Origin of the sequence: Bordetella genomosp. 8 (assembly GCF_002119685.1) — a bacterium.
Lineage (GTDB): Bacteria > Pseudomonadota > Gammaproteobacteria > Burkholderiales > Burkholderiaceae_B > Bordetella_C.
On the sequence record NZ_CP021108.1, the window covers coordinates 5,682,996 to 5,699,416 of the forward strand.

Here is a 16,421-nt window from a genome sequence, read left to right on the forward strand (position 1 = left end):
TCAGATCGCGTTCTGCTCCAGCGCCGCGCAGGCGGCGCGCAGGATGCGCGCATACGCATCCTGGTTGGGCTCGATGCGATACACCGGCGCGCCCACGGAAATGGCGTAGTGTTCGCCGCCCAGCGACAGCGGCCAGGCGATGGCGCCGACCTCCGCCAGCGATTCGCCCAGGTTGCGAAACCAGCCGCGCTGGCGCGACGCGGCGATTTCGGCGAGGACCGCTTCCGGCTCCACCAGCGTCCTGTCGTTGTAGCGGGTCAGCGGTCCGCGCCGCAGCAGTTCCAACTGCCTGGCGGGCGGCAGCGTGGACAGCAGCGCCTTGCCCAGCGAATTGGCGTGCAACTCGCGGAATTCGCCGGCGACCGGCGCGTAGCGGATGGTGTGCGGCGAATCCAGGACTTCCAGGTAGACGACGCGATGCTCGGGCGTGAGCTTGGCGAACACCACGGTTTCCTGCGTGGCCTCGCGCAATTCCAGCAGGCTGGGATACACGCGATCGCGCACCGGATCGTTGCGGGCGATCTGCTGCGCCATGGCCAGCAGCCGGCTGGTCGGGTAGTAGCCGTTGCGGCGGCCGACCTCGTACAGATAGCCCAGCTCCGCCAATGTGCGGATCAGCGCCAGGCAGCTCGAAACTGGCACCTGGAGCAGGCGCGCCAGTTCCGAAAGCGCCAGCGGACGCTTTTCGCGCGCATAGACTTCGATGATTTCGATGACCCGCAGGGCCGTCTTGACGCTCACTTAGTCCGCTTCGTTCTCGAACCGGCAAACGGAGTACAGCGGCGTGCCCGTCTCGGCCACCGCTGCCGCGCCGTGCAGGAAAGGCAGGTCGATGATGGTGGCCGCTTCGACCACGTTGGCGCCCAGGCGCTGCAAGAGCTTGATGGCGGCGATCATGGTGCCGCCGGTGGCGATCAGGTCGTCGACGAGCAGCACGCGCTGGCCCGGACGCACCGCGTCGGCGTGCATTTCCACTGTCGCGTTGGCATATTCCATCGCATAGGATTCCGCCACCGTACGGTACGGCAGCTTGCCCTGCTTGCGTACCGGCACGAAGCCGAGATTGAGCTCATACGCCAGCACGCTGCCGACGATGAAGCCGCGCGCGTCGACGCCGGCCACCAGGTCCAGCCGCTGCCGCATATAGCGGTAAACGAAAAGATCGATCAGGACACGGAAGGTACGCGGATCCTGCAGCACCGGCGTGATGTCGCGGAAAACCACTCCTGGCCGGGGCCAGTCGGGCACGCTGCGTATGGTGCGCCGGACGAGTTCGGCATAGTCGGTTTGCATGATGGCGTCCGCCGTGGGGAGTGTGGGCCAAAACTATAACCCGCGCGGGGGGTATCAAGCCAACGCCGGGGTCTTGCGCACGGAGGCCCCCAGCCGCCGGCGCGGCTTGCCCAGCGCGCTTTCCGACCCACGGGGGTCGGCCGGGCCGTTCACCACAGCGGCCAGCGAGGTCGCGATATGGTTGATGAACTCCTCTACCATGCCGGGCAGCAGGCGGCCTTCCATGGTCTGCACCTGCAGGCGCCGCGTCGCCATCTCCGGGTGCGCCAGCGGCCGCGCCACCAGGCCGCCGCGCTGCAGCGCCGATGCGGCGGGCAGATAGGGACCCAGCATCACCCGATCGGACTCGCGCACGAAGGACATCAGCGCGGCCGACAGATTGCTGGTGAAAGCGGGGTCGAACCGCAAGCCGTCCAGCCGCCAGCAGTGCTCCAGCAACTTGCGCGAGGCGGAGGCGGGATCGGCGCTGGCCAGCGGATACGGCAGCAGCTGCCGCGGGGCGATCCGGGCATGGCGTGTCAGCGGGTGCGATTCGCACATGACCGCATACAGGGGCGCCGCCACGGAATGACGCGTGACCGTCCCCGCGCTCTGCTCGGCGGCGCAAGTCAGTGCCAGGTCCGCACGGCCTTCCGCGACGCGGCGCAGCGCCTCGGCCTGCGTGCAGACGTAAAGGCTGAAGCGGGCATGCGGGTGGCGGGCACAAAAAGCCGCCATCACTTCCGGCAGGAAATGATGGGCCGGTCCGTCGGTCGCCACGACGCGCATGGTGCCGCTGGGTGCGCCTTTCAGGACGCTGATGTCCTGCAGCACGGCGTCCGCTTCCAGCAGGGTGCGACGCGCGTGGGTCAGCAATAGTTCGCCGGCCTCGCTCAGCACCATGCCGCGCGCCATGCGTTTGAACAGCGGCGCGCCGACTTCGGCTTCCAGCTTGGCGATCTGGCGGCTGATGGCTGAAACGGCCACGTACAGGCGTTCCGACGCGGCGCTCAGGCTGCCGGTGGCGGCGACTTCGGCGAAATATTTAAGGGCGACACCGTGCATGGTCCACCTCGGGGCAGAGGGAGATTTGCCTTTTCGGCAATACAAGGACGAAATATTCTAATAGCCCTTGGCCGCACGTACCCCTAGAATCCACACAAAAAAGCCGGCGGGACAGGAAGCACATGCCGTGCCGGGCGCTCGGGGAAACAATAGGAACGACGCCGCCGCGCGAGTCGTCCGGCCCGAGGGCGATGCCGTTACATTCGTATCGCGCCTATCATTGCCAGATTACTTCATGGCTACCTGTCACCGGCTGATTGCGTCGTCCGCTTCTGCTTTGCTTTTGGATCATGGCATCACAGAATCCTCCATCCGACCCGCCGTCCGACTCCGGAAGGCGCCGCCCGCCCCTCGTGTTTCCCATGCTGCCGAACCTGAACCGCGCGCCTGGCGCCTCGCTGCCCGAGAAAGCGACCCTGCCGATCCGTCCCTTCGAACTGCCCTGCCCCGACTTGAATGTGGAGCGCGCGGGCAACACGGGCACCGAAGGCATCTGGCATTTCGATTCCGGCCTGCCGGGTCCTTCGGTCATGCTGACGGCCCTGATACATGGCAATGAACTGTGCGGCGCCTGGGCCTTGAAGGCGGTGCTGTCGCATGGCGTGCGGCCACGCACCGGCGCCTTGACGCTGGCCTTCTGCAATCTGGCCGCCTTCGACCGTTTCGACGCGAAGAACTATGCCGCGTCGCGCTACGTGGACGAAGACCTGAATCGGGTGTGGACCGACGACAAGCTGGCCGACGACAGCACGCAGGAGCGGCGCCGCGCGGCGATGATCCTGCCCTGGCTGAAAAAGGCCGACTGGTTGCTGGATATCCATTCCATGAGCAATTCCGCCGTGCCCTTGCAGATGGCCGGCATGCAACAGCGCAACATCGATCTGGCGCTGACGCTGGGCAATCCCGCCAAGATCATTTCGGACGCGGGTCACGCCGCCGGCGTGCGCATGCGCGATTACGGAAAATTCGGCGACGAACACGACAACGGCACACGATCCCTGTTGATCGAATGCGGCTTCCACGGCGCGCTGGCGGCGCGAGAGGTCGCCATCGACCAGACCGCGCGTTTCCTGGTGGCGTCCGGCATCGTCGAATCCACCGACCTGCCCGGCACGTGGTTCGCGCCCACAGCGCCCAGCCAGGAAGCCTTACGGGTGACCCATGCGATCGCCGCGAAAAGCGCGGACTTCCGTTTTGCTCAGCCTTGGAAAGGGCTGGAAAAGCTGGCGAAGGCAGGCACCGTCATCGGCTGGTCGGAAGGCGAGCCGGTGGTCACGCCCTATGACGACTGCGTGCTCATCATGCCGTCGCTGGCCAACGTGCGGGCCGGCGTAACAGTGGTGCGCCTGGCCAGGCCGCTGTCGCAGCAGGCCTGAGGACCGCCCGGCGACGTCCGTAACCACGCTATTCCCGGCTACCCCGCACGCGCCGGCCGCAGTAAAGTAGCGGCCACGCGCTTGCGCGACATCCAAAAGACTTCATCCGGGGAATTGCCGCGTGGCATTGTTCATCCTGCGCCGGCTCATCCAGAGCCTGTTCGTACTCATCGCGGTATCCATCGTCGTTTTCTTCGCCGTCTATGCGATAGGCGACCCGATCGAGCTTCTGGTCAGCCCCGAGGCCAGCCTGGCCGACCGCCAACAGATGATCGCGCGCCTGGGCCTGGATCTGCCGGTGTGGCAGCAGTACCTCGGCTTCGTGTGGCGCGCGCTGCATGGCGATATGGGCACCTCTTTCGTCCAGGGCGTGCCTGCCATCACGCTGATCCTGCAACGCCTGCCCGCCACTTTCGAACTGGTCGTGGCCGCCATGCTGCTGACCTGTCTGCTCGGTATTCCCCTGGGCCTGCTCGCCGGCCTGCGCCGCGACACGGCGCTGGGTCGTGGCATCCTGGCGACGTCGGTGCTGGGTTTTTCGCTGCCGGCCTTCTGGCTGGGCATGATGCTGATCCTGATGTTCGCCGTCTGGCTGGGATGGCTGCCCGCCTCCGGCCGCGGTGAAACTGTCAGCGTGTTCGGCATTCCGTTTTCCTTCCTGACGCGCGACGGTTTGGCGCATATGGCGATGCCCGCCCTGAACCTGGCGCTGGCCAACGTGGCGCTGGTGCTGCGCATGACCGCCTCGGGCGTGGCCGAAGCCGAAAGCCAGGAATACGTGAAGTTCGCGCGCGCCAAGGGCATACGCCCGGGGCGTATCGTCGGCCGCCACATCCTGCGCAACATCCTGATCCCGGTGGTGACCGTGGTGGGCATGGAATTCGGCCACCTCATCGCCTACTCCACCATCACGGAAACCGTGTTCGCCTGGCCCGGCATGGGCAAGCTGCTGATCGACAGCGTGTACCAGCTGGACCGGCCGGTGGTGGTGGCCTACGTGATGTTCGTCACCTTCCTGTTCGTCCTGATCAACCTGATCGTCGATATCCTGTATGCCGCGCTGGATCCGCGCGTGCAGTTGGCCGCGCCGGCGCATTAGGGTGCCTTAGGTAACGAGGGCGTCTCACGACACCGCCCGCCGGCCACCGACTGCTTTCCGTTTGCTTTCATTGCGCACCGCACTTTCGCACCAGCCTTACTCGCCTACGCTTTTCGCATAACCCACGACATGCCCGATTCCGCTTCCTCCGGCCGCACGCGCACCGTCCAGCCCCTCGCCGACACGCCGCGACGCGCGGCCATACTGCGCAAGCTGCACGGCCGGCCCACCGCGCGCGGCACGCTGATCGTGCTGGCCCTGCTGGCGCTGGTCATCCTGATCGCACCCTTCTTCGCGCCGCAGAACCCCTACGACCTGGCCAACCTGAGCATCATGGATGGCCGCCTGCCGCCACGCTCCGCGGCGATGGATGGGCACATGTACTGGCTGGGCACGGACGACCAGGGGCGCGACATGCTCAGCGCCATCCTGTACGGCGTCCGCATCAGCCTGCTGGTCGGCCTGTCGGCCGTGGCTATCGCCACCGCGCTGGGCAGCGCGGTGGGCCTGCTGGCCGCCTACGCGGGCGGCCGCGTCGACGCAATGCTGATGCGCCTGGTCGATTTCGTCCTCGGCTTTCCTTCCATCCTGGTGGCACTGGTGCTGCTGGCCGTGCTGGGGCGCGGCGTCGACAAGGTCATCCTGGCGCTGGTGCTGGTGCAATGGGCGAATTACGCGCGCATCATGCGCGGCCGCGCCTTGCAGGAAAGGCGCAAGGAGTACGTCGAAGCCGCCATCAACCTGGGCTTTCCGGCTTGGCGCATCATGCTGGTCCACCTGCTGCCGAATTGCATCAGCCCGGTGCTGGTGTACGCCACCGTGCAGATCGCCCACGCGATCGCACTGGAGGCCACCTTGTCCTTCCTGGGCGTGGGCGTGCCCATTACCGAACCTTCGCTGGGACTGCTGATCGCCAATGGCTTCCAGTACCTGCTGTCGGGCGATTACTGGATCAGCCTGTTCCCCGGCCTGGCCCTGCTGTTTCTTATCCTGACCATCAACATCCTGGGCGATCGCCTTCGGGAAAGCCTGGACCCGCGTCGATGAGCGAGCTTCTGTTGGACGTGCGCGGATTGCGCACTGCGTTTCATACCACCGCCGGCGCCTGGCCGGCCGTCGACGGCGTGGACCTGACGCTGCGCCGCGGCGAAATCCTGGGGCTGGTGGGCGAGTCCGGTTCCGGCAAATCGGTGACCGGCTTTTCCCTGATGGGCCTGATCGATCCGCCCGGCGAAATCGTCGCGGGCGAAGTCCGCTTCAAGGGCGAGGACCTGCGCAAGCTGAACGAGGAAAGCATGCGCAGGCTGCGCGGCAACCGCATCGCGATGATCTTCCAGGATCCGCTGATGACGCTCAATCCCGTGCTGCGCATCGGCGAGCAGATGGCGGAGACCATACTGACCCATGAAAACGTCAGCCGCGCGCAGGCCATGTCGCGCTGCGCGGAAGCCCTAGCCATGGTGGGCATTCCATCGCCGCAGGCCCGGCTGCGCAGTTTCCCGCACGAGTTTTCGGGCGGCATGCGGCAACGCGTCGCGATCGCCATTGCATTGCTGAACAACCCCGACCTGATCATCGCCGACGAGCCGACGACCGCGCTGGACGTCACGATCCAGGGGCAGATCCTCTACCGCATGCAGGAGATCTGCCGCACGCGCAATACGGCGCTGATCTGGATTACCCACGACCTGGGCGTGGTGGCCGAACTGGCGGACCGGATCGCGGTAATGTACGCCGGCCGCATCGTCGAAACCGGGCCGGTGGACCAGGTCCTGGATGCCCCTCGCCATCCTTATACGCAAGGGCTGCTGCGTTCCATGCCGGGCACCGCCCAGCCTGGCACGCGACTGCGGCAGATCGACGGCATGGCGCCCAGCCTGGCGGCGCGGCCTTCGGGCTGTCCCTTCCGTCCGCGCTGCGGAAACGCCGTCACGCGCTGTACGGAGCAATTCCCGGGCGTCACCCGCGAAGGCCCTCCCGGGCTGGCGGGACGCAGCTTCCATTGCTACGTGCCGGTGAATGCCGTGGAGCCGAAACATGAATAAACCGGTGATCGAACTTCGCGACGTCCACAAGCGCTTCGAACAGCGGCCGGACCTGGCGCAGCGCCTGCTGGCGCTGACCGGCCGCCGCATCGATCGCGCCGTCGTACATGCGGTCAATGGGGTGAACCTGACGATCGCCGCCGGCGAGGTCGTCGGCCTGGTCGGCGAATCGGGCTGCGGCAAATCCACGCTGGGTCGCGTGGTGGCCGGACTGTACGAACCCAGCCAAGGCGAGCTGCGCTACCAGGGCCAGCCGGTCAGCGCACTGCGGGGCCGCGAGCGGCTGGACTACGTCCTGGGTGTGCAGATGGTGTTCCAGGACCCGCAGGCTTCCCTGAATCCGCGCCATCGCGTGCGCCAGATACTGGGCGAGGCGCTCAAGGTCCACAAGCTCGCCCCCACCGCCGACATCCCGGCGCGCGTGGACAGCGCCCTGGCCGATGTCGGCCTGGGGAGCGACTACCGCGACCGTTTCCCGCACCAGATATCCGGCGGCCAGCGCCAGCGCATCGGCATCGCCCGCGCATTGATGGTGCAGCCTTCCTTCCTGGTCTGCGACGAACCCGTGGCGGCGCTGGACGTATCCATCCAGGCACAGGTCATCAACCTGTTCATGGACCTGCGCGAGCGCAACAACTTCACCTACCTGTTCATCAGCCATGATCTCGGCGTGGTGCGGCATATCTCCGACCGCGTCGCCATCATGTACCTGGGCCGCATCGTCGAAACCGCGCCAGCCGCGGAGATCTTCGCGCGCGCCAACCATCCCTATACGCAGGCCTTGCTGGCGGAAGTGCCCGATGTGAAGCGGCGCGGACGCCAGTTCACGCCCATCCAGGGCGAGATCCCTTCGCCCCTGGCGCCGCCGCCGGGCTGCACCTTCCATCCGCGCTGCCCGCATGCCATGCCGCGCTGCCGGGAGCAGGTGCCGCCGCTGGCCGAGATCGCGCCGGGGCACTGGTCGGCCTGCCATCTGAACGACCCGGGCGCGGGCACCGCCTGAGGCCAGCGCACGCACGCATACCGATACCGACTACGCGGAACATCATGGAAACCTCCAACGCCGAACGCATCAGCCTGGACCTGAACCACGCGGGCCGCAACGCCATCCCGTATATCGACGAAGACCGCAACAGCGATCGTCCCTTCACGCTGAATACCTACCGGCCCTATGGCTACACGCCCGACCGGCCGGTGGTGTTCGTGCAGCATGGCGTGCTGCGCAATGGCGACGACTACCGCGATTTCTGGGTCCCGGCCGCCGACAGGCACAAGCTGCTGATCGTCGCGCCGACTTTCTCCAACGAGATCTGGCCGGGCGTGGAAAGCTACAACAACGGCCGGGTGTTCACGCCCAGCGGCAATGTGCGGCCGGTGTCGGCGTGGACCTACGTGCTGGTGGAACGCATCTTCAACGACCTGCGCGCAGCCGGCGTCACCGAAACCGAACAGGCCTACCTGTTCGGCCATTCGGCCGGCGGGCAGTTCGTGCACCGGCTCATGAGCAGCCAGTCGCACGCACCCTTCAAGGCCGTGACGATAGGCAATCCGGGCTGGTACACGTTGCCGACCTTCGATCATCCCTATCCGGAAGGCCTGGACGGCGTGGGCCTGACGCAGGAGCATCTGGTGCGCCTGCTGGGCTACCCCATGACCATCCTGGCGGGCGACCAGGATATTGCCACCGCCGACCCCAACCTGCCGTCCGAACCGGCGGCGAAGCGCCAGGGGCCGCATCGCTATGCGCGCGCGCACAACTATTTCGAGGCCGGCAAGCGCGAGGCCACGCGCCTGGGCGTGCCCTTCAACTGGACCCTGCAATCCGTGCCCGGCATCGGCCATGACGGCAAGGCCATGTCCGTCGTCTGCGCCAGCCTGTGGTTCGAAGGCGGCATGCCGAGCGCTGCGGAAATGGCCAGGCTGGCCGGCAAGACCGTCGCGTAATCGTTGTCAGCAATAAGGACTCATCATGTCAGCTCAACCCCAAGCATCCGCCCTGCCGGCATCGGCCGCCATCGCCGCCGGCCTGCGTCCGTGGATCGAATGCGAATCGCCCACCAACTCGCCGGAAGGCGTCGCCGCCATGGCGCGCCTGGTGCAAGCCGAAGCGCAGGCCGCCGGCCTGCGCACAGAATTGAAGCCGCTGGGCGACAGCACCGGTCCGCTACTGGTCGTCACCAACCGCGCGGCGGACGACACCCGGCCCGGCATCCTGATCCTGGCGCATATGGACACCGTGCATCCTATCGGGACGCTGAAGGAAACGCCCTATCGCATCGAAGGCGACAAGCTGTACGGCCCCGGCTGCTACGACATGAAGGCCGGCATCTACATGGCGTTGCTGGCCATGGGCCGCCTGGCGACGCCCGGCTCGACGCGCCTGCCCATCGACATGGTGCTGGTGCCCGACGAAGAAACCGGCAGCCATGCTTCGCGCGCCTCCATCGAGGCTTATGCCCGCAACGCGCGCTATGGCCTGGTGTGCGAACCGGCGCGCGCCAACGGCGGCAAATGCGTGACCGCGCGCAAGGGCACGGGCATGGTGCGCCTGAGCGTGAAGGGCCAGGCCGCCCACGCCGGCGTTTCCCATGAGAAAGGCCGCAGCGCCATCCGCGAGATGGCCCACCAGATCCTGGCACTGGAAAGCATCACCGACTACGAGCGCGGCGTCACCGTCAGTGTCGGCACCATCGAAGGCGGCACGGCCACCAACACGGTGCCCGCCCTGTGCCGCTGCGTCGTCGACTTCCGCGTGCCCGACATGCCCGCGGCCGAAGACACCCTCAAGCGCCTGCGCGGCTTGCAGCCCGTCGGCCAGGACGTCAGCCTGGACCTCGACGTGGAACTGAACCGCCCGCCGATGGTGAAGACGGAAGCGACAGCACAGTTGCTGGGCAAGGCCCGCCTGTTCGCCACCGCCGCCGGCTTCACGCTGGAAGACGCGCCCATGACGGGCGGCGGCAGCGACGCCAACTTCACCTCCGCCATGGGCGTGCCCACGCTCGACGGCCTGGGCGCCGACGGCGACGGCGCGCACACGCTGCACGAGCACATCCTGGTCAGCACGCTCGCTGCGCGCACGCAGTTCTGGTATTTGCTGCTGAAGGACCTGGAGTAAGCAAGTAAAGCGGCCCGCTGCAAGAGCGGGCCGTATGCTGATCGTCAGATCACCGGCCAAGGCAGCCGGTAGGACAACCCCGCCAGGTCGTTGACCGGGCCGATCACCGTATCGAAACGCATGGTGGTGCGCTGCGCTTCGTCGTACGGCGCCCAGCACGGCAGGCCGGCGTGGTTGGGGTCGCCGCTGCGGGCGAACGCAATCCAGGCCTGGTGCATCGCATTGGCGATGCCCTGGAATTCCGCTTCATCACAGCCATTCAACATGGGCGAGTCGCGCCAGTTGTCGCGGTTGTTGAAGACGAAGGGAATCTCCAGGCAGTGGCAGGACTTGAATCCCGGCGTCGGCGATTGCCAGTCGAATTGGTAGACGTAGGCCGGATGGCCCGCCCTGGCCTGGCCTTCGGCCAAGCGCAGGCTGCCCATGCGGAACACCTGGTCGGTCGTAAGGTCGCCCAGCATGGCGGCCGGCGTCGGCACCGCGCGCATGCGGCGGAATTCGTCGACATACTCGCTGTAATGCGGGCCGCACAGACGCTCGAACACTTGCCGCGCCGTGGCTTCATCGGCATTCAGCACGGCCTGGTCGACGCAATGGAAAGCGGCCATTTCCTCGCGCGTCGTACCGACGATCACGTCGACGTGCGCGCCGGCGCCTGCCTGCAGGCGTTCGACGATATTGCCCTCGATGATGCGCCCGTCACGCACCGGCGAAAACGGCAGCGACAGCACAGCGAAACCCGCGAGGCTGCGCGCCAGCTCGCCCTGCGCGGCCAGCAGCTTCTGCACGGGCGCCTGTTTCAGCGCGGCCTCATCGCCCGGCTCCACGCCGACGAAGTGCGCATAGCGCGCGCCCAGTTCCGCGGCTTCCGCCGCGCCGCGCGACGGGCGTCCCATGCCGGGACTCTGCAGGATGGCGCGCCGGAACAGCCCCTTGGCGTGCGGCATGGTCATCATGGCCGCGATCGACCCGCCGCCGGCCGACTGCCCCACTACCGTGACATTGTCCGGATCGCCGCCAAACGCCGCGATGTTGTCGCGTATCCAGCGCAAGGCCTGCATCTGGTCCAGCAGCCCCATATTGCCTTCGCTGGTGCCCGGCAGATAGAGAAAACCCAGCGCCCCCAGGCGATAGTTCACCGACACGAACACCACGTCGCCATTGGCGGCGAAGCGATCGCCCGCGTACCAGTCAACCGAACCCGCGCCGCTGGAATAGGCACCGCCATGCAGCCACACCATCACCGGCCGCCCACGCGCGTCCGGATTGGGCGTCCACAGCGTCAGCGTCAGGCAGTCCTCGCTTTGCGGGCGCTCGAAATCGCCCATGATATGAGCCAGCCGCGAACGCCCCTGCGGCGCGATGGGACCATCTTCCAGCGCATCGCGCACGCCGCTCCAGGCGGCATGATCGCGCGGCGGTTCGAAGCGCAGCTCGCCCACCGGCGGGGCCGCGTAGGGGATGCCACGAAACACCGTGACGCCGTTTTCCACGCGGCCGCGCAACTTGCCGGCGCGCGTCGCGACTTCCGGCATGGACTGGCTTGCATCGTTCATCAAGGTCTCCCGATCGGCGCCGCGCCTAGCGCGCGGCAAAGCGGCGTTCCAGCGGCAATATCACCAGCCGTTCCCCCGCGACGAAAAGCAACACGATGGCGAAGCAGGTCGCCAGGAAAGTCACGCTGTCGGCCGTGGTCTGCGCCCGCAACATCAGGTACCCGAGGCCGCTGGGCGCGCCCACCAGTTCCGATACCAGCGCGATCTTCCAGCCTATGCCGTAGGCGATGCGAATGGCGGAAAGCAGATAGGGCGCCAGCAGCGGCAGCGTGATACGCCACCACACCCGCAAGCGATGGCGCGTGAAGCTGCGCCCCATTTCCATCAGCTCGCGATCGATGGCACGCAGGCCTTCGCTGACGTTCACCAGGCAGAAAGGAATCAGGATCGCCACTTCCACGAAGATGACGCTGAAGTTCCCCGCGTCGAACCAGACGGCCGCCAGGATGGCCCAGCCTATGGAGGGAAAGGAATTCAGCACCGGCTTGATTCTTTCCTGGACGATGGCCTCCCAGGCGGGCACGCCGTACGCCAGAAAAGCCAGCGCGCTGCCGATCAGGCCGGCGATCAGCACGGACGCAACCACCCTGAGCGTGGATATCGCGGTATGGCCCAGGAAGGCCGGATCGATGAACAGGTCCACCAGCCGACGGCCCACGGCCAGCGGGCCGGGCAGCACGAATTCCGGCAGGCCGCGCGCCATCAGACACCATCCGGCCAGCAGGGCAACGATCAGGCCCTCGCCCAACAGGCGGGCTTTCCAATCGGGCGCATCGGCGACGCGCGCGGACGAAGAGCTATTGCGCATAGTGTCGGGACAAGCGATTCTGCAGCGGCGAAAACACCAACCGGTCCGTACCGTAGACGAACAGTACGATCAGCACGATGGCCACGAAGATGGTGGTCGTATCGAAATCCTGCCGCGCCATATTGATGACGTAGCCCAGGCCGGAATTGCCGCCGAAAAGCTCGGCGGTCAGCGTCACCTTCCAGGCCACGCCGAACATGATGCGCAGCGTGGCGAATACGAAGGGATACAGCAGCGGCACGATGACCAGGCGGAACTGGCGCCCGCGGGCGCGCGTGTAGCTGCGCGACATCTCCAGCAGTTCGCCGTCCAGATTGTTCAGCCCCGCCCAGAGATTGACCAGCGCGAACGGCACCAGTACGGCACTGATGGCGAAGATGACGGCCCCCGAGTTGATGCCGAACCACATCACCGCCAGCAGCGTCCAGCCCACGCCCGGAAAGGCGTTCAGCAATGGCGCCAGCCTGTGCTGGATCGCGAAACGCCAGACCGGAAAGTAGTACGGCAACAGCGCCAGCAGCGCGCCGATGACGAAGGACAGCGCGATCGCCCCCAGCACGTGGCCGATGGACACCACCAGATGCCATAGCTGGTGGGGATTGCCCAGGAACCGGTACAGCCCCACCGCCACTTCGCCCGGTCCCGGCAACAGGAAAGGGGGCAGGACCCAGGAAGCGGCCTCCCACACGGCCAGGAAGGCCAGCGTGAAGACATGCGCGGCCCAGCGCCGCCGTGGCGCCGGAGCCGGCACCGTGGCACGCGCGCTGATGGTCGACGACATCGGCGAGGCCTCAGGCGCGCGGCGCCTTGTCCCACACCAGCGTGCGGATGTCCGGGAAAGACTTGAGCACGCCCAGGTCGCGCGCCTGCTCGTAGAACAGCGTGATCGCCTGCGCATGCTCGTCGCTGAAATAAGCCGGCACTTCGGAATTCCTGGTGAACCACCATTCGAAGAAATCCGGCTCCAGGCCGCTTTCCTTGCCGACCGCGCCGAACACCTCGGCCTTGTTTGCCATGGCGTACTTCAGCGATTCGCGGAACACGCGGCAGAACTCGACGTAGGCTTCCGGCTGCTTGGACAGGCGCTCCGGATAGCCGATATTGACGGCGCTGACGAAGCGCGTCTTGAAGATCTCGTTGTTGTCGCGCGCGGTCTCGGCGATCAGGCGGTAGTCGCCGGACTTCATCGCGCGATAGGCCTGGCTGTGGATCAGGGTGGCAGCGTCCAGCTTGCCGGACGCCAACGCGCCGGGCAGGTTGGGGGCCTGGATCTCCACCTGGCTGACGTCGCCGCCTTCCAGCGCCATGTTCAGGCCATACTTCTTCGTCAACGCGATGCGGATCTGCGTATACCCGGTGGACCGCAAGCCATAGGAACCCAGGGTCTTGCCCTTCAGGTCCTGCGGCTTCTTCAGCGCGCTATCGCGCGGCACCCACACGCCGGCGCCTTCGCCGGCCGGCGCCGCCCGCAGCGACGTGGCCAGCACGCTGACCGACAGTCCGCGCTGCACGGCGGCAGGCAGGCTGACGACCGCCGCCATGATCACGTCATACTGCTTGGCCGAGGTGGCCTGGATCAACTGCGGGATGGCCAGCGCCCGGGCCTGCACGTCGATGGTGGAAGAAGCCACCTTGCCGTTGCGCATCGCCCAGGTGACCACGTCATAGGCGGGATCGAGCAGGTAGGCATAGGTGATGACGGCGCGCTGCTGCGCCAGGACGGGCGCGGCGATACCGTAAAGCGCGGGAAGCGCGGCCAGTTTCAGGACACTGCGACGATGCATGAGTAGGCTCCTAGGACACCGCAGCCGGGTCGCCGGGCGACGTCGATTCCATGGCGCGGAACAGGCTCACCAGATGATCGCGGTGCCCTGCCAGCACGGCGTCGTCCAGGCGGCGTGGCCGCGGCGTGGCAATCGTGACGGTTTCCAGCACGGTGGTCGGCTTGCCGGAAAACAGCACGATGCGGTCGGCCAGCTGCAAGGCTTCGTCGATGTCGTGCGTCACGAACACGACGGTCTTGCCGGTGCGCTGCCAGATCTGTTCGATCTCGACGCGCATGCGCTGGCGGGTATTGGGATCGAGCGCCGAAAACGGCTCGTCCATGAATATGATCTGCGGGTCCACCGCCAGGGCACGCGCGATCGCGACGCGTTGCCGCTCGCCACCGGACAGCGCGGATGGATATTTCCGCGCGTCGGCCGCCAGCCCCACCATGGCAAGCAGATCCATGGCGCGTTCGCGGCGGCGGTTCTTTTCCTGCTTGTCGGCCTTGCCGAAGCGCAGCTCCAACGCCAGCAGTATGTTGTCCAGCGCGTTGCGCCAGGACACCAGCCGCGGCGACTGGAACACGAAAGCGATCTCGGCCCATGCCTGGCTGGGCGGCAGCCCGGCCACGCTGACCTGGCCGCCGGCGATCGGCAGCAGGCCGCCCATGACACGCAGCGAGGTCGATTTGCCGCAGCCCGATGGACCCAGGATGCACACGAATTCGCCGCGGCCGACCTGGAAACCGAGCTTGTCGTAGATGCGCTGGCCGCCCAATGCAACGTCGACGCGATCGAAGACGATGATGGGGTCCTGCGCGGCCCCATCACGGGCGGACAAAGTGGCGGAAGCGTCGTTGGGCACGGAGCAATCGGGCAAATAGGCTTGGTATCCGCTTGGATACAAAACGCGCGCCCCGCACCTTACCAGGGATGCCGGCGGCACGCCAGGGTGTTCCCCCTAGGCCACGGCGATGCAGGCCGCTCTCAGATATAGAAACCCATCCGCGACATGCTGGCCGCCAACTGGTCATGCGAGATCTGCACCGGCTGCCGTCCCACGCCGCGCGCGAGGGGTGACGCATTGCCCGCCTTGCCCGGCTGCAAGCCCATATCCACCAATGTGCGGTGCAGGCCCGAATAGAACTCCGTCTTCTTGAAATCGCGGCTGACCGCGGCGGCGTCGGTATCGCGGCCTTCGAATACCCAGTTGTACAGGTAGGGCAAGGTGCGCTTGAACACCCGGCGATGGTGCTCATTGATGAAATAGTCGGCGTACTTCACATATTGATTGATGCGATGGGCCAGGAAATCCCGGGTATAACCGCCGCCCATCAACAGCGCGGAGCCGAAGCCCGGACCGGTTTTCCTGTAATCCGCCATTTTGAGGCGCATGTTGGCGTACAGATTGCACTGCGTGAGCCCGTCATAATCCGGCGAGGGCGGCGCGGTGAATCGGGTGCCGAACTTCGCCAGGAATTTCCAGGCCAGGAACCACGTCATCTGCGCGGCTTCACCCAGGTTCCTGGTCACATTCCTGTCCAGTCCGACCTGCCCTGAATGGTTGCCGGGAAAGGGCATGAATATGGCATTGGTGCCGTGGTTCGTGAGCTTGACCCGCTTGGCATCCTGGGGCTTGAAGAACCCGCGGGTCTCGTGCATGGACAGCACCGCGCAGTAGTTCTTCACGTTGCCGCGCAGGGTGCTGGCGTCGACCGCGCTTTTATTGCCGATGCCGGCCACCGGATCGACGGCAAAGATATTGACGGCAATCTGCGGAAAGAACTCGCGCAGCTTGTACGCCAGTTTGGTGCACGTCACTGCGCCCCGGCTCCACCCCAGCATATTCACCGTGCGCGGCAGGGGATTCAATCCGGCGATGGTGGCAACGGCGTGCATGACGTTATCGTCCCAGCCCGCGCCGGTCGCCATGCCCATGAACTGGCAATTGGCGGGCGTATTGCCCAGCTCCCGGTTGCCGAAGAAGGATTTTTTCTGCTTGTCGCGCGTAAAGGGATTGAACTGGCCAGGCATGACGGTGGTGGCCGGCGCGCTGCCAGGGCCGTCGCATATCAGGTAATCCCGATATTCGACGCCGGCGGCCAGGCGGCCGAATTCCGCGACGATTTCTCCCGTCCCATCACGGCTTGCGCTGGTACCGTGGTTGAAAACCGTAAACACTGTCATTGGGGTCTCACTGCGACATTCAAAGCGCCGCAGCGTAGTGGCTTTGGACCAGCCGCCCTAACGAGAAAATCCTGACCTCGGCGGACCCGATCCGGGCGTATGGCGCCGGTGATTCCGCGCGATGGACGG

The 16,421-nt window shown here is 66.2% G+C and carries 16 protein-coding genes; 7 read left to right on the forward strand and 9 right to left on the reverse strand.

Features of this window, described 5'->3' with window-relative positions; genetic code table 11:
• Genes CAL12_RS25685 through CAL12_RS25695 form a run of 3 tightly spaced genes read right to left on the reverse strand, consistent with a single transcriptional unit; the run spans position 1 to position 2,337 of the window.
• Positions 1–741: an IclR family transcriptional regulator gene (locus tag CAL12_RS25685; protein WP_086067194.1), complete on the reverse strand. Its 741-nt coding sequence runs from the start codon at positions 739–741 to the stop codon at positions 1–3.
• Positions 742–1,293, reverse strand: coding sequence for an adenine phosphoribosyltransferase (locus CAL12_RS25690; RefSeq protein ID WP_086067195.1), 552 nt, complete (start codon positions 1,291–1,293; stop codon positions 742–744).
• Positions 1,294–1,347: 54 nt separating this feature from the next.
• Entirely contained in the window at positions 1,348–2,337 is a 990-nt protein-coding gene (locus CAL12_RS25695; RefSeq protein ID WP_086067196.1) for a LysR family transcriptional regulator, read from the reverse strand.
• Between the two features lie 362 nt (positions 2,338–2,699).
• Between CAL12_RS25695 and CAL12_RS25700 the strand changes: the two genes are divergently transcribed.
• From CAL12_RS25700 to CAL12_RS25730, 7 genes are all read left to right on the forward strand, one after another.
• Positions 2,700–3,713 (forward strand): succinylglutamate desuccinylase/aspartoacylase domain-containing protein, encoded by a 1,014-nt coding sequence (locus CAL12_RS25700; protein WP_086067197.1) that lies wholly within the window; start codon positions 2,700–2,702, stop codon positions 3,711–3,713.
• A gap of 121 nt (positions 3,714–3,834) precedes the next feature.
• Positions 3,835–4,812, forward strand: coding sequence for an ABC transporter permease (locus CAL12_RS25705; protein ID WP_086067198.1), 978 nt, complete (start codon positions 3,835–3,837; stop codon positions 4,810–4,812).
• Positions 4,813–4,941: 129 nt separating this feature from the next.
• A complete protein-coding gene (locus tag CAL12_RS25710; RefSeq protein ID WP_086067199.1) occupies positions 4,942–5,859 on the forward strand; it encodes an ABC transporter permease in 918 nt (305 codons plus the stop codon).
• Positions 5,856–6,857: an ABC transporter ATP-binding protein gene (locus CAL12_RS25715; RefSeq protein ID WP_086067200.1), complete on the forward strand. Its 1,002-nt coding sequence runs from the start codon at positions 5,856–5,858 to the stop codon at positions 6,855–6,857. Before CAL12_RS25710 ends, CAL12_RS25715 begins: the two co-directional genes overlap by 4 nt.
• Positions 6,850–7,860, forward strand: coding sequence for an ABC transporter ATP-binding protein (locus CAL12_RS25720; protein WP_086067201.1), 1,011 nt, complete (start codon positions 6,850–6,852; stop codon positions 7,858–7,860). Before CAL12_RS25715 ends, CAL12_RS25720 begins: the two co-directional genes overlap by 8 nt.
• 44 nt (positions 7,861–7,904) lie before the next feature.
• Complete coding sequence (locus CAL12_RS25725; protein WP_086067202.1) at positions 7,905–8,801, forward strand: alpha/beta hydrolase; 897 nt, start codon at positions 7,905–7,907, stop codon at positions 8,799–8,801.
• A 25-nt stretch (positions 8,802–8,826) separates the two neighbouring features.
• Positions 8,827–9,975: a M20 family metallopeptidase gene (locus CAL12_RS25730; protein ID WP_086067203.1), complete on the forward strand. Its 1,149-nt coding sequence runs from the start codon at positions 8,827–8,829 to the stop codon at positions 9,973–9,975.
• A gap of 44 nt (positions 9,976–10,019) precedes the next feature.
• Here CAL12_RS25730 and CAL12_RS25735 read toward each other — a convergent pair whose 3' ends face one another.
• The 6 genes from CAL12_RS25735 to CAL12_RS25760 all read right to left on the reverse strand — a co-directional run bounded on the left by CAL12_RS25735 (position 10,020) and on the right by CAL12_RS25760 (position 16,292).
• Positions 10,020–11,531: a carboxylesterase/lipase family protein gene (locus tag CAL12_RS25735; protein ID WP_086067204.1), complete on the reverse strand. Its 1,512-nt coding sequence runs from the start codon at positions 11,529–11,531 to the stop codon at positions 10,020–10,022.
• A gap of 25 nt (positions 11,532–11,556) precedes the next feature.
• Positions 11,557–12,339, reverse strand: a complete 783-nt coding sequence (locus CAL12_RS25740; protein ID WP_086067205.1) for an ABC transporter permease — start codon at positions 12,337–12,339, stop codon at positions 11,557–11,559.
• A complete protein-coding gene (locus tag CAL12_RS25745; RefSeq protein ID WP_157793129.1) occupies positions 12,329–13,120 on the reverse strand; it encodes an ABC transporter permease in 792 nt (263 codons plus the stop codon). Before CAL12_RS25745 ends, CAL12_RS25740 begins: the two co-directional genes overlap by 11 nt.
• A gap of 10 nt (positions 13,121–13,130) precedes the next feature.
• Positions 13,131–14,123 (reverse strand): ABC transporter substrate-binding protein, encoded by a 993-nt coding sequence (locus tag CAL12_RS25750; RefSeq protein ID WP_086067207.1) that lies wholly within the window; start codon positions 14,121–14,123, stop codon positions 13,131–13,133.
• Between the two features lie 10 nt (positions 14,124–14,133).
• Positions 14,134–14,970, reverse strand: coding sequence for an ABC transporter ATP-binding protein (locus CAL12_RS25755; RefSeq protein WP_157793130.1), 837 nt, complete (start codon positions 14,968–14,970; stop codon positions 14,134–14,136).
• Between the two features lie 122 nt (positions 14,971–15,092).
• Positions 15,093–16,292: a DUF5621 domain-containing protein gene (locus CAL12_RS25760; protein ID WP_086067209.1), complete on the reverse strand. Its 1,200-nt coding sequence runs from the start codon at positions 16,290–16,292 to the stop codon at positions 15,093–15,095.
• Positions 16,293–16,421: the final 129 nt, after the last annotated feature.

What these genes read in the sequence shown, in the direction of transcription:
- CAL12_RS25735 (WP_086067204.1), bottom strand. Translation starts at nt 11,531, where the DNA reads ATGAACGATGCAAGCCAGTCCATGCCGGAAGTCGCGACGCGCGCCGGC.
- CAL12_RS25725 (WP_086067202.1), top strand. Translation starts at nt 7,905, where the DNA reads ATGGAAACCTCCAACGCCGAACGCATCAGCCTGGACCTGAACCACGCG.
- CAL12_RS25710 (WP_086067199.1), top strand. Translation starts at nt 4,942, where the DNA reads ATGCCCGATTCCGCTTCCTCCGGCCGCACGCGCACCGTCCAGCCCCTC.
- CAL12_RS25745 (WP_157793129.1), bottom strand. Translation starts at nt 13,120, where the DNA reads ATGTCGTCGACCATCAGCGCGCGTGCCACGGTGCCGGCTCCGGCGCCA.
- CAL12_RS25730 (WP_086067203.1), top strand. Translation starts at nt 8,827, where the DNA reads ATGTCAGCTCAACCCCAAGCATCCGCCCTGCCGGCATCGGCCGCCATC.
- CAL12_RS25715 (WP_086067200.1), top strand. Translation starts at nt 5,856, where the DNA reads ATGAGCGAGCTTCTGTTGGACGTGCGCGGATTGCGCACTGCGTTTCAT.
- CAL12_RS25700 (WP_086067197.1), top strand. Translation starts at nt 2,700, where the DNA reads ATGCTGCCGAACCTGAACCGCGCGCCTGGCGCCTCGCTGCCCGAGAAA.
- CAL12_RS25695 (WP_086067196.1), bottom strand. Translation starts at nt 2,337, where the DNA reads ATGCACGGTGTCGCCCTTAAATATTTCGCCGAAGTCGCCGCCACCGGC.
- CAL12_RS25720 (WP_086067201.1), top strand. Translation starts at nt 6,850, where the DNA reads ATGAATAAACCGGTGATCGAACTTCGCGACGTCCACAAGCGCTTCGAA.
- CAL12_RS25690 (WP_086067195.1), bottom strand. Translation starts at nt 1,293, where the DNA reads ATGCAAACCGACTATGCCGAACTCGTCCGGCGCACCATACGCAGCGTG.
- CAL12_RS25750 (WP_086067207.1), bottom strand. Translation starts at nt 14,123, where the DNA reads ATGCATCGTCGCAGTGTCCTGAAACTGGCCGCGCTTCCCGCGCTTTAC.
- CAL12_RS25740 (WP_086067205.1), bottom strand. Translation starts at nt 12,339, where the DNA reads ATGCGCAATAGCTCTTCGTCCGCGCGCGTCGCCGATGCGCCCGATTGG.
- CAL12_RS25760 (WP_086067209.1), bottom strand. Translation starts at nt 16,292, where the DNA reads ATGACAGTGTTTACGGTTTTCAACCACGGTACCAGCGCAAGCCGTGAT.